4 protein-coding genes and 1 pseudogene are annotated in these 15,031 nt (G+C 47.9%); all 5 read right to left on the reverse strand.

Features of this window, described 5'->3' with window-relative positions; all coding sequences use genetic code 11:
* On the reverse strand, positions 1-6,527 hold a 6,527-nt coding region (locus AC23P2_RS26085; RefSeq protein WP_487775911.1), incomplete at its 3' end, for an HYR-like domain-containing protein.
* A gap of 335 nt (positions 6,528-6,862) precedes the next feature.
* Positions 6,863-8,671 (reverse strand): hypothetical protein, encoded by a 1,809-nt coding sequence (locus tag AC23P2_RS26090; RefSeq protein WP_487775912.1) that lies wholly within the window; start codon positions 8,669-8,671, stop codon positions 6,863-6,865.
* Between the two features lie 221 nt (positions 8,672-8,892).
* Positions 8,893-9,084 (reverse strand): annotated as a pseudogene (locus AC23P2_RS26095) (T9SS type A sorting domain-containing protein); the annotation flags it as partial.
* Between the two features lie 87 nt (positions 9,085-9,171).
* The gene (locus AC23P2_RS26100) at positions 9,172-14,376 is read right to left on the reverse strand and encodes a beta strand repeat-containing protein (protein ID WP_487775913.1); all 5,205 of its coding nucleotides are present in this window, start codon (positions 14,374-14,376) and stop codon (positions 9,172-9,174) included.
* Positions 14,373-14,972, reverse strand: coding sequence for a nuclear transport factor 2 family protein (locus AC23P2_RS26105; RefSeq protein ID WP_487775914.1), 600 nt, complete (start codon positions 14,970-14,972; stop codon positions 14,373-14,375). Before AC23P2_RS26105 ends, AC23P2_RS26100 begins: the two co-directional genes overlap by 4 nt.
* Between the last annotated feature and the right edge of the window lie 59 nt (positions 14,973-15,031).

Consider the following 15,031-nt stretch of genomic DNA (forward strand, 5'->3'; position numbering starts at 1 on the left):
AGTGTCACGGTTTCACCTGGACAACCCGTCGTTTTACTCACAGTTACTTGTTGGGGAGGCACAGGAGGCACACCAATTGTCAAGGTAATCACGCCCGAGTAAGTTGATTCACAACTAGCATCACAAGCCGCTTGGTAGCGGTGGGGTTGGTTATTGGATGGTTGCGAAATGGGGGCAGTGGCCGACCAAGTACTCCATGCGCCGCTACCCACTTGCATCTGCCAAACGGGATTTCCCACCACACACAAACCCGAAACATTAAACTGTAAACTGTTAACTGGATTGGCATCTGTATCACACAAAACAGGATTATTGCCTTCATTGAGCGTTTGCTGGAGCGTTGATAACGTAATTGTGGGCTTGCCTTGCACCGTCACCGTGAACGAGCATGTACTACTTTGACCATTCGTCGCCGTCACTTTATACGTATTCGTCGTTATTCCTACGGGATAAACACTGCCCGTGGGTAAACCCGCTATCTGCGTTGTGACTGCACCCAAACAATTATCCGTACCTACTGGAGGAGTGAATGTAATCGCCTGTCCCTCACAAGCTGTGATATTGGCAGGACATACAATCGTGGGCGCTATGTTGTCAAGAATTGTATAGACAAAACTCCAACTCCCCGTGTTCCCTTCACAATCCGTATAGGTATAGGTATAAGTTCGCGTACCTTCGCACACTAACGGATTAGGACTGTTGGTAATGACGGGAGCACTTGGGGTCAACGTTTCTCCGCACTGACTCAACACCGTGGGTGATGTTGGAGCCACCGCCAAACTAGGGTCATACACTGTCGCCGAACCATTCGGTGTATTCACCGTAAAACCCTCCCGCTCAATTGTATATACAAAACTCCAACTCGCCGTTCGTATGCCACACACATACGTGTAGGTATAGGTTCGTGTTCCTTCGCAAGTCAACGGGTCTGGGCTATTGGTAATGGTGGGGCTAGAAGCAAGAATTGGAGTGCCGCTGCAATCATTCACCACGGGTGGGACGGGTGCAGTAGCTAAGGCAGGACATGAAACCACTGCTGAGCCATTGGATGGTACCACCAACGCAGGTACTGTCCCTGGTACGGTCGTCACTGAAGACTCAGGGCTAGTTTGGTTGGCGTTGCTGTTGCACACACAACGCGTTTTAATCGTTTGGGCGGGACCTGTTTGCACATACGTTGGCAAGGTCGTACTCCAATCCCCACCATTTAACTGATATTGAAGGATTGAACCCACAGGACAGCTCGTGCTGGGAGCTGCAATGCTACCGCCTCCAATCACACATCCTGTTTGGCAAACGCTGTTGGTCACTTGTACCGATGGCGCTGCTACCGTCAAATCGGGACAAGCTGGGCATGTACCTGGAACGGTCGTCACGGTGCTCGTCGGACTTGATTTACTCGCGTCGGCGGTACAGTTACAGCGCGTCAAAATCGTCTGTCCAGTGCCCGTTTGGGCGTAAGTCGGTAAGGTTTCGCTCCAATTACCACCGTTGTCAGTTGAATATTGTAAAGTCGAACCTGCGGGGCAACTGCTGCTTGGCGCACTGATAACGCCACCCGAAGCAGTGCCCCCAAAAGTTGTACAAACGCTGTTCGTCACTTGTACCGCTGGCGCTGCCGACGTCAAATCGGGACAAGCTGGGCATGTGCCTGGGACGGTCGTCACGGTGCTCGTCGGACTTGATTTGCTCGCGTCGGCGGTACAGTTACAGCGCGTCAAAATCGTCTGTCCAGTGCCCGTTTGGGCGTAAGTCGGTAAGGTTTCGCTCCAGTTACCACCGTTGTTAGTCGAATATTGTAAAGTCGAACCTGCGGGACAACTGCTGCTTGGCGCACTGATAACGCCACCCGATGGCGTGCCACCAAAAGTAGTACAAACGCTGTTGGTCACTTGTACCGATGGCGCTGCTACCGTCAAATCGGGACAAACTGGACACGTGCCTGGAACGGTCGTCATGGTGCTCGTCGGTCCAAAAGTAGCGGGATTCGCGTCGCATGTACAGCGCGTTAAAATCGTTTGCGCGGGACCTGCTTGGGCGTAAGTCGGTAAGGTTTCGCTCCAATTACCACCGTTGTCAGTTGAATATTGTAAGGTCGAACCTGCGGGACAACTGCTGCTTGGGGCGCTGATGACCCCGCCCGATGGCGTGCCGCCAAAAGTTGTACAAACACTGTTCGTCACTTGTACCGCTGGGGCTACTACCGTCAAATCGGGACAAGCTGGGCATGTACCTGGAACGGTCGTCACGGTGCTCGTCAGGCCAAAAGTAGCAGGGTTCGCATCACACGTACAGCGCGTTACTATCGTTTGTGCGGGACCTGTTTGGGCGTAAGTCGGTAAGGTTGTGCTCCAGTTACCGCCGTTATCAGTTGAATAATAAAGCGTTGAACCTGCGGGACAGCTGCTGCTTGGGGCGCTGATAACACCACCCGAAGCAGTACCCCCAAAAGTAGTACAAACGCTGTTCGTCACTTGCACCGCTGGAGCAGCCGACATCAAATCGGGACAAGCTGGGCATGTGCCTGGAACGGTCGTCACGGTGCTCGTCGGACTTGATTTGCTCGCGTCGGCTGTACAGTTACAGCGCGTCAAAATCGTCTGCCCAGAGCCTGTTTGGGCGTAAGTCGGTAAGGTTTCGCTCCAGTTACCTCCGTTGTCAGTTGAATATTGTAAGGTCGAACCTGCGGGACAACTGCTGCTTGGGGCGCTGATAACCCCGCCCGATGGCGTTCCCCCAAAAGTCGTACAAACACTGTTGGTCACTTGTACCGCTGGCGCTGCTACCGTCAAATCGGGACAAGCTGGGCATGTGCCTGGGACAGTCGTCACGGTGCTCGTCGGGCCAAAAGTAGCGGGATTCGCATCACACGTACAACGCGTTACTATCGTTTGCGCAGGACCTGTTTGGGCGTAAGTCGGTAAGGTTGTGCTCCAATTACCGCCGTTATCAGTTGAATAATAAAGCGTTGAACCTGCGGGACAGCTGCTGCTCGGGGCGCTGATGACCCCACCCGAAGCCGTTCCACCAAAAGTCGTACAAACACTGTTCGTCACTTGTACCGCTGGGGCTACTGCATCAAACGTGCCCTGATATTCGTATGCGCCGATATCTATCCTACCACTATTATAAAACCGTGGATTTCCTCCCAAATCTACATTCCCCACCGTAGCTGACGTAGTAGCAGGGTCTCCCGCATTGATGGCTGGCGAGCAGAGGCGCAGGCGCAGGTCTCCGGCGGTGCCTAAGCCCAACGAGGGTTGGCTGGCAAATAGGGGGTTGTTGTTGGGATTTGTACCATCCAAATTGCCCGTACCGCCGGGGTTCAGCCCCTGTATCAGGCAGTAGGTATAGACAGGATTGCTATTGTTATTGTTAAACACTTCGCTGCTGTTGCCCCAGAGGATACTGTTTTTCAGGACGGGATTAGAGTTGTTGTCGTTATACATCCCGCCGCCGCCGAAGTTAGTCTGATTGCCAGAAAAAGTGACATTGCTGAGACTGGGCGAGGATCCTCCGTTATACATCCCGCCGCCGAAGTTAGCCTGATTGCCAGAAAAAATGACATTGCTGAGGCTGGGCGAGGATCCTCCGTTATACATCCCGCCGCCGACTTCATTAGCGATATTGCCAGAAAAAGTGACATTGCTGAGGCTGGGCGAGGATCCTCCGTTATACATCCCGCCGCCGAAGTTAGCCTGATTGCCCAAAAAAGTGACATTGCTGAGGCTGGGCGAGGATCCTTCGTTATACATCCCGCCGCCGACTTCATTAGCGATATTGCCCAAAAAAGTGACATTGCTGAGGCTGGGCGAGGATCCTCCGTTATACATCCCGCCGCCGCTGAAGTTAGCCTGATTACCCGAAAAAGTGACATTGCTGAGGCTGGGCGAGGCTCCTTCGTTATACATCCCGCCGCCGACGGTGTTCGGGAAGCTCCCATTGGCATTTCCGCCCGTAACAGTAAATCCGTCTAAGAGGGAGTTGGTGGTAGTCAGTCCGTTGTTATTAAAAATGACGTGGTAGCTGTTTCCGCCATTTCCCGTAATGCTGCCGGTGCCGCTTACGGCCAAGGGGTCGGTAGTGCGGTCAATGTCGCCGCTGAGCGTCGTCACGTTTGTAACCCAGTTCCTGTCGGCAAAAATTGGATTACCTGTGTTGGGGAAGCCGCCGTAGATGGCGAGGCCGTTCTTCATCACAAAAGAAATATTGCGGTCTGTGCCGGTGGTGGGGTAGTAAGTGCCTTTGGCTACCCAAATCTGAGATACACACGAGGGAAAATTACGAGCCACGCTGAGTGCTGCTTGTAAATCCGTAAACGCATTTGCCCACGAACTGCCGTTATTACTCCCGGAAGCCGATGCATTGACGTACACGATGCCTCCCGAGATACCAGCACAAGCTGTACAGACATCATACGTTGATTGATATTCATACGCGCCCATGTCGGCATTGCTCACTCCAGTCGCATTAAAAGGCCGGGTATTTCCCACAAAATCAGTCGTCGGAGCATTGGAATTCGTTCCATTATCTATCGCCGGTGAGCACTGCTGTAAGCGAAAATCTCCCCCTCCGGCATTCACAAAACGGGGGTCGGTGTTTAGGTTACCCGTACCGCTAAAACCACCCTGCACGTTGGAATACGTCACCGTACCATTCGAGATTCCGCCTCCATTTCCCCAAACAATGCTGTTAGTGATGGTGACATTTGATTGATTATTGATGGTGTTGAGACCTGTGTTTCCATAAAACGTACAATTCATTATTTTAGTAGAGGCAGTACCCCCGCCATTGGCAATCCCCGCCCCCTCGGAGGTCGTTGTATTGTTGAGAAACAGACAATTGCTAATGGTAGGCTGCGCATCGGCATTAAACATTCCGCCACCAGCTACGGCAAAGTTGTTGCGAAACACGCAGTTCCGAACCAGAGGTGCAGCATTCGCATTCCACATCCCACCGCCAAGTGACAGCGGAAATCCACCGTTGGCATAGCCTTTTTCCACAATAAACCCGTCCAATATCGCCGTATTATTCAATGGAGAGCCCGAGGTAAAATTATTGTTAATCACTCGGTAGGTATTGTCCGTATCCACGCCCGTGTTCCCAATATTCCCACTCAGAATGGTGGGGTTAGTAGCCCAGTTGCGGTCGGTTAGGGTTGGGTTACCCGTGTTAGGGAAACCACCATAAACAGCTACACCGTTGACCATCACAAAAGAAATACTGCGGTCAGTGCCGGCAGTAGGTTTGTAGGTACCTGCCGCTACCCGGATTTGTGCTCCTGAACAGGCAGCGGAGAGGGCATCTTGTAATGAAGTAAAGGCGTCCGTCCACGAACTGCCGTTATTGGCTCCCGTGGCGTTGGCTTTCACGTAAATCGTCCCCGTTAGTTTAGGCGTAAGTGTATAAGTTCGGTCAGTAAAAACGTCGGGATTATATTTAAGTCGAATCCTTACCGTGTATGTACCAACCTCAGTGCCTGTACCAGTATTCACGTTAAAAGGTTCAGCCGTAATACTCGTAAATGTAGGATTTCCTGAAAAACTCCCCCCCGAGATAATAGCATATTCAATATCACCATTGGTATAGCCATTGAGGTCGCCCGTCAAATCAATACTCACACTTCCCTGATTGGAAGCACAGGTAGGTTGCGTCGGGGTCAGCGTAGCCGAAATGGCCGCCGTGCCAAGGCATTCGATGATGACTTGGCCGCCGCCACTATTATTACCCGCAGAATTATTTTGATTCAGTCCAATGTTATAGGAACCACCGCCGCCACCACCGTTCCAACCGTAACCTCCAACGCCACCACTGTACCCACCGCCGCCGCCGCCAGAGAAATCACCAGTGTATACTGAACAGTCTAAGTTACATATATGTCCGCCACCACCACCAGCTCCAAAACCGCCACCACCAAAACCGGCACTACTGTTACCATAACCACCTATTCCGTTAAATCCGCCACCGCCACCACCACCAGAATAGCCCCCACTACTGTTTTGACCATTACCAAGATAACCGCCGCCACCGCCGCCACCATTGTCTGCGCTACCGCCGCTGGTTCCTGAATTAGTAATCAAGCCATTGCCGCCGTTACCTCCAGACGTTCCTGGAGTCGCACCACCACCACCACCAGCGCCAGCTAAAACGAGCAATGTAGCGGATGCTTGGATTTGGACTCCCGATCCGCCACCACCGCCGCCTGTTTGTGAACTTGACTGACCCAGAGCCCCAGCCATCGCCTGAAGTATTTGACCAGAAGTTACAAAAAACTCACCACTCATCAAAGCGCCCTTCCCACCAGAGCTAATTGGGTCCATGGTTTTTCCTCCCCCAGCAGCTCCTTTTGCTGTAATCTTTATCTTATAGGCGCCCCCAGCAGGTACTTGCCACCAACCAGAAGAACCACTGGTATTGGGTGTAGTAGCCGAGATATTAAGTACTTCGCCCGTACAAGTCTGGGCGTGGGTATGCTCGATGAGCACAGCTGAAAAAAGTAAGAGTAGGGTAAATAATCTGAGTTTCATACAACGTTTTTAAATAGGTGAAATAGCGAACTGGGTTTGCCTTAACTGCTCAATTTTTCCCTCGAAGTACCACCATATCAACACACAGGCACTGAAGGCTATGAGCAACAACCATAACCACCATAATCTGCGAATGGCGTCTTTGAGTCCAGTAGAAAAAATCATACTGTAAGGTTAGGCAACACCGCCCATACCACCAAATTTGGGGCATCACAAAAAAATCACAAATTACAAGACACTGTGTAACAGATATTTACACAAAAAAAACCTCTACAAAAAACTACAAAAACGGTGTTTTCTATGTTTTTTGTAGAAAATACAAAACGAAGAATAAACTAAATTTGCTTGACCAAATCGTGCCAAGTAGCATCGTCAGGAAGGTCCACTTTTTTTCTCAATCGAAACCAAACGTTACGAACGGCATTGACCGAAACCCCCAATGAGGTTGCCATTTCACGGGTACTTAGTTGTAGTTTGGCCAAGGCCATAAAACGAATTTCAGCGGGCGAAATGCCTGGTATTTTCTCTTTCAAGCGTTGCAAATACCCCACGTGAACTTTATCAAACAATGCCTTAAAAGTCGCCCATTGTTCGTCCGTCACTAAGGTATTATTCAACAACTGCTGTACACTCTCCGAATGCTCTTGCTGACTCTCGGCCAACTGAAACAATTCAATTTGTTTGTTTTTGGCGATGATGATATTGGTAAACTCTTCCAATTTCAGCTGGGCAATGATTTGCTCCTGCTTCGCTTTTTCTTGTTCGAGCAACAGCTTCTTTTCCGCCTCTTGCTGTTGAATTGTCAGCTCTTTGTCCTTCAATTTCATCAATAATTGATACCGCAACACCAAGACAAAGGCAATCGCTGTCAATAGTCCAACGATTACAATAGCGATAAATCTATTTGCTTTTTGTTGTTTGATGTTTTCTTGCAGCGTTGTTTCTAAATGAAGGCGCCGCTCAGTCTCAAGCCGTAAATCAGCCTGTATTTGCACGTTTTTACCCCTTCGTTTTTCGATCACGGCTGCCCAATATTGCGCAGAATCTTTGTGTAATACCACCCGATGGATTTGGCCTAACGCCGTGTAATACTTCGTCAGCAACCTATGCAACTGCAACTTATCCTCTTCATTACCACTACTTTGCGTAGCTTGTCTAGCCAAGGGAATTAATTTCTCAGCCTTGGCTAGTTCATGTCTATCCACAAATAAATCCGCCAAATTGATGGCGAAGCCGCAGGTATTGTCTAGCAATTTATTTTTATACGTATCCTCAATCCCAATTTCATAACAGCGAATAGCACTGTCCAGTTGGTTCGTTGCCTTATACACATGTCCTTTTTTCCCTACTAATATTCCATACCAACCTTTTCTGGTTTTGTCATATTTAAATTCTGAACTGAGCATTCTTAGTCCCTTATCAAAATAAATCAACGCACTGTCGTACTTTTTCAATTTAAGGTAAGACGCCCCAATAACATCCAACGTCAGAAATTTCTCTGTTTTCTCTACCTTACTTTTTTCCACCTCTTTCCCAAACTCAATCGCATGAGGGAAGTCGTCAAATTGGTAATAAATTCTAGCTATTCCGCTAAAAAACAGCGCTCGTTGTCGGTCAGTCACCTCTTTAGCAAGGTAAGTATATTCGACCGCTTTATTTAAGTAATACAGCGCAAGGACATCTTTTTGATAATTCGACTTCAAATTAGCCGCATATAAAAAGGCTATATTGACCTTTATTTCCGCAAAATTGATTCTATCGGCTTCTTCTAAACTTCGTTGGTACCATTGATCAAATTCTTGGATTGGAACCTGGCTACTACGTTGTAGATAATCCATTTTGGCTAACTGAGCGATCAGCATCGCCTTCTCATCTTTGTGTTGCTCGGCGGCCAATTCTGCAATCTTACTCCTAAAGAGAAAAACTTCTTTGGTATTAATGTCATAATGAGCAAACAAAGTCGTTCGAATCGAATCAATCATCTCCCAACGTTTGGGATACGGATGCTGATACGCGGGGTCATATAACCGAACGTACCTTTCGGGATGGATAAATTTTTGAGCACTCACTCCACCCATTTGAATAAAACACCATAAAAAAAAACAATAACGAGTAAAAGTGCGTCTGCTTTTATGTAAATCCATACAAATCCAGGTATTTTGTTTTATTCAATGCGTATTTTACAAATAAGTTCTAAGATTTCAATTTGCTTAATTGGATAGAATTGGGGGTTAAAGTTCGGGAGAAAGAATATAAATTGCTATATTATTTATCCAAATAATTACTTTATGGTAAAAAAATAGGTAGCCCTACTTCACCCATTGGGCAATAGAGCTACCTATAAAACAATAGAAAATGAGGGTTTTTAATCTACTTTTACCACTTTTAATATACTTTTTTGACTATCCGTAGTTACTTTCAAGAAATACATACCATTTGGTAGCTCACCAACCCCAAACTCTTCTTGGTGCGTGTTAGTTTCAGGTATAAATTGACGGCGCAAAACACTTCGACCCGAAGCATCCGTCAACTCCGTTTGCACTACTTGACCTTTGCTGTTGGTGACTACTGTTCTTAACTATACCCACTCCCACCCCGTCTTTCGACTGAATTCTGAACCAGTATAGCAATCATTATCCGCACACTATCTACCCAATTTACTAATCTTGAAATCTTGCCTATGTTCAGAGGATATAACCCGTAATACATAACTACCCGCTACATAGCCTTCCATTGAAATACTCTCCACATGACCAGATTCCAAATCAAACAATGAACGCCGATACAACTCCTCACCTCCCAATCCAACCAACACCAACAAAACCTCCCCCTTAATCGACTGGTTGAAACGTAACGACAAAATACTACCCACTGGATTACCCAAGATACTCACCCAAGAGTCAATAGATGAATCAACAGATATCCCAAACAAATCATCTACCCCAACTCGGAGACCACACGGAAAATTCGTCACCAATACCCCATTCTGCATCGTCAAAACACAGCCCGAGGACGATATACCTTCTACCGTGTACGTCCCCGTTTCAAGCGTCGAACCAAAGCTCAACTTCTGACCTGTACCTGATAATACATTGCTACCATATAACCCTCCATTGCGCTTCAACTGGTAATTAACACCTACTTGGGAACTGGATAACCCCAAAGTAACACTTCCGCTTCCACACAAACTGCCCCCACCCGTCACTTGAAACTTGCTCGGCTTGCTAACATTGTAGTAAACCACCTCCCCACTCGACTCTGTAATACATCCACTCGTCTTATCCTTGGCGATCACACGATAAACACCCCCAAAACTCGGAATACCAAAACTTAAAACGCCTCCATTCCCATTCACTTGCTGGCTAGTCCCCAACGAATTGTAGTACAACTGGTACAAGGTGTTCAATTCTGAACCAGAGGTTAAAATAGCAGAAACGTTATTACAGCCCAGATAGCCTCCCCCTGTGATACCAAATGGCGCTGCGGAGGGCTTGGCAACAATCGATGGTGCTGCTACTTTAACACTCTCACAACCAAGTGAACTTACACAACTCACCCAGTAACTAGGCATCTCGCGCCTAATCGTTATGGTAGAGCTTGGAAGGGCAGAATTAGGTGAATCTGATGAGTACCACCGTACCGCATGAGCTCCACAATGAGCGGAGAGTGTCACGGTTTCACCTGGACAACCCGTCGTCTTACTCACAGTTACTTGTTGGGGAGGCACAGGAGGCACACCAATTGTCAAGGTAATCACTTCCGAGTAAGTTGATTCACAACTAGCACCACAAGCTGCTTGGTAGCGGTGGGGTTGATTATTGGATGGTTGCGAAACGGGGGCAGTGGCCGACCAAGGACTCCATGCGCCGCTACCCACTTGCACCCGCCACACGGGAGAACCTGAAACACACAAACCCGAAACCGTAAACTGCAAACTATTAACAGGATTGGCATCCGTGTCGCAGAAGGTTTGGGAATTGCCTTCGTTTAACGTTTGTTGAAGGGTATTGAGCGAAATAGTTGGAGGACCAACTACAGTCACGCTACTCGTTGTATCACTGCAACCCGTTGAGGTTTCAGTAAACGTAAACGTCACATTACCAGCAGCTACGCCTGTCACTACTCCTGCGTTAGTGACCGTTGCTTTTGTATCATCGCTGCTCGCCCATGTACCGCCGCTCGTTGGACTTAACGTGATTGTGCTACCTACGCAAACACTGGCAGCAGAAGCGCTTACGACGGGCAATGCTTTTATGGTCACTTGGATCGATACCGTTTTGGGGCAAGGGTTGCTGGCATCATTGACTGAGAAATACATCGTTTGAATACCTAACAATGCCAAATTTGTCAATGTAAAAGTATTAGTACCTTGGTTATACGTACCTGCTGGAGTCGTCAGCGAAGCATCGCTGTACCACATACTGCCAGCGGTAAAGTTATTGGTTCCACCGATTTGCAAAGCGGGACTGATAGAGGTACCACAGATAGCAATTGGGGCTACCACTATATCATTATTGGTAACGTTCGCTATCGGATTCCCCAATGGATACTCAATGACACCATCATTGGTCAATGCCGTATTGGTATGTGTTTGCGCCGTATTGACGGTAAACAATCCTGTATTGGTAAAATTACCTGCATTGTTGAGGTTATCAAACATGGTCAATTTTGCGCAAGCATTATTGTTGAAGGTAGAATTTGTCTCATTCCGAATCCCATCTACCGCCGTTTGTTTAATACTGATGTCTCCCCCCGCATTGTTGTTAAATACCGCATTAACTCCTTGTACATTGGCTATACCACTACCTGTCAAAGGGGCATTTTCTCCCATCTGAATCAAACCTGCATTGGTAAACGCGCGGGTAGAAACAATTCCACTTTGCACTTGGTCAATGTAGATTTTTGCACCTGTCGTATTGGTAAAAGGCGCTGTACTAAGAATACCTGTACTGAACTCCCCTTCAGAAACATTAAAGACATTACTAATCGTAATTTGTCCCGCATTTTGGAAAGTACCAGAAACATTCCAGATGCCATTACCCCAAGGTTTAGAAATAGAAATGATTCCCGTGCCACTGTTGGTAAAACTGCCTGCATTGTAAATACCGTCTTGTACGAAAACAAGTCCAATATTTCCAATGGTAATTTTCGCATCGTTATTGAAAGTTCCACCGTTGATAATACAAAAAATCATGTTACCACTAATACCTATTCGATTAATATAGATATCCCCGCCAACCTTGTTATTAAAAGTAGAACCATTTCTAATTCCATCTCCTTTTACATCTGACTGACTGCCGATTTCGATGAGGGCTTCATTATTGAATATGGTGCCACTATTGACTAATCGAATGCCATGACTGCCCGTTTGGTCAATTTGGATGCTACCACCCGTTTTGTTATTAAAGGTATTGCCCTCCAACCTAATTCCTTCCCCCGTAACGGCCGCATTGCTGCCAATTTTTATGAGGGCTTCGTTGTTTACTAACCCATTAGAATAAAAAGCTTGAGCCCCTCCCGTTTGGTCAATGTAGATAGCAGCATTGGGTTTATTATTAAACGTACCACCGTTGCGATGCACAATTCCGATGGCCCCAACAGCGCTGGTATTGCCTACGCGTATCGTACCGCTATTGTCCACTGTTCCATAGTTGTCTAGTCCATGACGAGGTGATATAGCGCCATTGATTGCCAAGCTTCCCGTGGCGTTAATCGTCAATACCGCTCCTCCTTGCACCAACACCGACTTGGCCACGGCGGCTGTCCCTGCTCCAACGACGGGGTCATTTGCTACATCAGGAATATTTACATCGTCAGTGGCCGTGGGAACGCTGCCATCTTGCCAGTTTCCTGCCGTTGCCCAGTCGGTAGAGACGCAGCCCGTCCAAGTATCAATGGTGGTTGCGGTGAAAGGCGAAGAAAGCACTATGGGGTTGCTTCCATAAGTCGTCTCACAAGTAGGGCTACTGCCCTGAATACGTACTTTGATGTTATAATTTCCCGCAGCTAAATTATTGAAAGTCGCATTGGTTTGCCAATCGGTACCGTTGTTGATGCTGTATTCTAACATACCGCTTCCTGTGGCGTTGACTACAATAGTCCCCGTGGGTACGGCGCAAGTAGGTTGGGTGACGGTGGGAGCACTGATGTTGGGGGGAGTACAACTCATGGTAAAGTTCAAACACCAGCCTCCAATGCTTCCTGTATTAGTAGCGGCCTCATCTACTGCGTACAAAAACCAAGTGCCATTTGGATTGCTATTAAAAAAAAGTGTTCCCAAAGTTGCGTTGCTCGCGGAGGTATAAGGTCCCGCCGGAGCAGGGGCAGGGAAAACATCGGCACTTACCTCAAAATCAGTCGGTCTGAAAGTTCCGCTGACCAATGTCGTGTTGTTCGGTAATTCACTTCCTGCACTTGAGTCGAGAATCAAATTAAGGTTTGTGACGGCATTCGTACCGCCAGCATCAGACATAAAAACATATTTTTGACCCGTCGGAGAGTACAGCAGTAAATCAATGTCATCAGGTGCGGTGTGCGTTAAGTTTTTCAGCGTAATCGTTACTCTCTCAATCGTACCCGTTAGGCCCGATACAGAAATGCAGGAGGGATAAGGCGTAGCCAACCCATTATCATTGATTGTAATGCCGCCTTCGTTACAAAAGGTAGTACCGGTGGTGACAGTACTACTGCTTGAGCAAGCCGCATCATCATTCGTGATTGTTCCAACACCTTGGGCATCCGTAACGTTTGCCCCCGTTACATTGGTAACATTGACAAAAAAAGATTCGTCTGACTCAAATTTTGAATCACCATTGACAGATACCGTAAAGGTGGATGTCGAAATACCTTCTTGAATCGTCTGACTTGTCAATGATTTTGCCGTATAATCATTATCAGCTGTAGTGGCTGTATTATCAGCCGTGGCAATATCAAAGATCACACCACCTGCATGTGCAGGTTGATCAAGGCTAATCGTAAAAGTATAAATAGTATTTCCGGCGTTGCCCTCCGATTGACTGACATCATTGATACTAAGATTTGGTGTTGCCAGCCCCAAACATTCAATCACCACTTCCCCACCGGCAGCATTTGCCCCGGCGGCGTTGCTTTGGTTGGTGCCCGCGTTGTAGGAGCCGCCACCCGCACCACCACTAATACCATTACTACCATTACTACCTCCACTATATCCACCACCACCACCACCACCACTACTAGGACCACCACCATCACCGGCACCACCACCACCACCGGCACCACCACCACCATTACCACCACCACTATCACCGGCACCACCACTACCATTAAAATCAGAAACACCCAAATTAATACCACCACCACCACCAATAGCAGAGGTACCGGTAGGCCCACTTGCACCACCGCCACCAACGCCAGAAATACCACCACCACCACCACCACCACCGGCTACAACCAGCAATGCGCCGTTTTGAAAGCGAACCGCTGAACCACCACCACCACCACCACCAGCAACAGGACCAATAGAATTACGACCGGGCGCACCGGCTATCAGCTCCAGCACCTGCCCCGCCGTCACGCTAAACTCCCCCGTAATCGTAGCACCGGCACCACCGCTATCCCTATAAGAACCATCCCCGCCTTTTGCGCCTTTGGCCGTAATACGGATGAGGTAGGGACCCGGGGCTGTCCAGGTGGCAGTGGTGCCGTTGCGGCTACTGGTGGTAGCCGAGATACTAAAGGTTGGGCATTGGCCGTAGCTAGTTTGGCTAATCAGGCTGTTACCTATCAGCACCATCAGAAAGTAACTGCTAAAAACCGATGGGAAGCCCGACATACGAGCCAAACCTAAAATAGATGCGTAAAAATGAGTCATGGTTGGGTAAACGTGAGAGGGTATGTAGGGTGATAAATATAGAGACGGCTGATTTTTTGGTTTTCAATGGTAAAAATGGTACAACTCGAACGACTGAGTAGAATGCTATCGGAGGCCATACCTTCGGCTATGGTCTCCACAATCACGTGGTGCGTACCAGCGGCGTAGAGTTGGGTAATGTGTTGGGAGAGTTGAGGAAAGGTTTGTTGCATTTTGCGGTAATTGTTAATGCATTGTTGTTTGGATTGTCGGATGATTTGGCTTCTGGTGGTCGCCCCTTTCAGGCTGACACTATCAGCAAACAGCTTTTCCAACTCTTTCCATTCGTGTCGGTTGATAAGCAGGTGAACTTCTTTGACCAACTCTATATTATCGGCTTGGGCAGTACTTTCGTCACTTGTACAACCCAGGCAAACCAATCCCGCCAACAGTGCACTGAAGAGCCTTCTTAACGTCATGGTTGAGGGGATAATTAGCGTAGTTGATTTGAGGACAGAATACGCAGAAAAAAATGCGTTTACCGATGGAGCAAAAGTAGGGCTGGGGGAAGAAAAACCGTTGGTGTATTGTTCCGAAAACTTAGTGTATTGTTCCAAAAACTTAGTCTATTGTTCCAAAAACTATATTGGAAGCAAGACTGAAGCTAGTAATGGGA

It is taken from the genome of Runella sp. R0.1_18 (genome assembly GCF_057652155.1).

Bases quoted from the DNA above. Each gene is read 5' to 3' on its own strand.
- AC23P2_RS26090 (WP_487775912.1), bottom strand. From the start codon at position 8,671: ATGGATTTACATAAAAGCAGACGCACTTTTACTCGTTATTGTTTTTTT.
- AC23P2_RS26100 (WP_487775913.1), bottom strand. From the start codon at position 14,376: ATGACTCATTTTTACGCATCTATTTTAGGTTTGGCTCGTATGTCGGGC.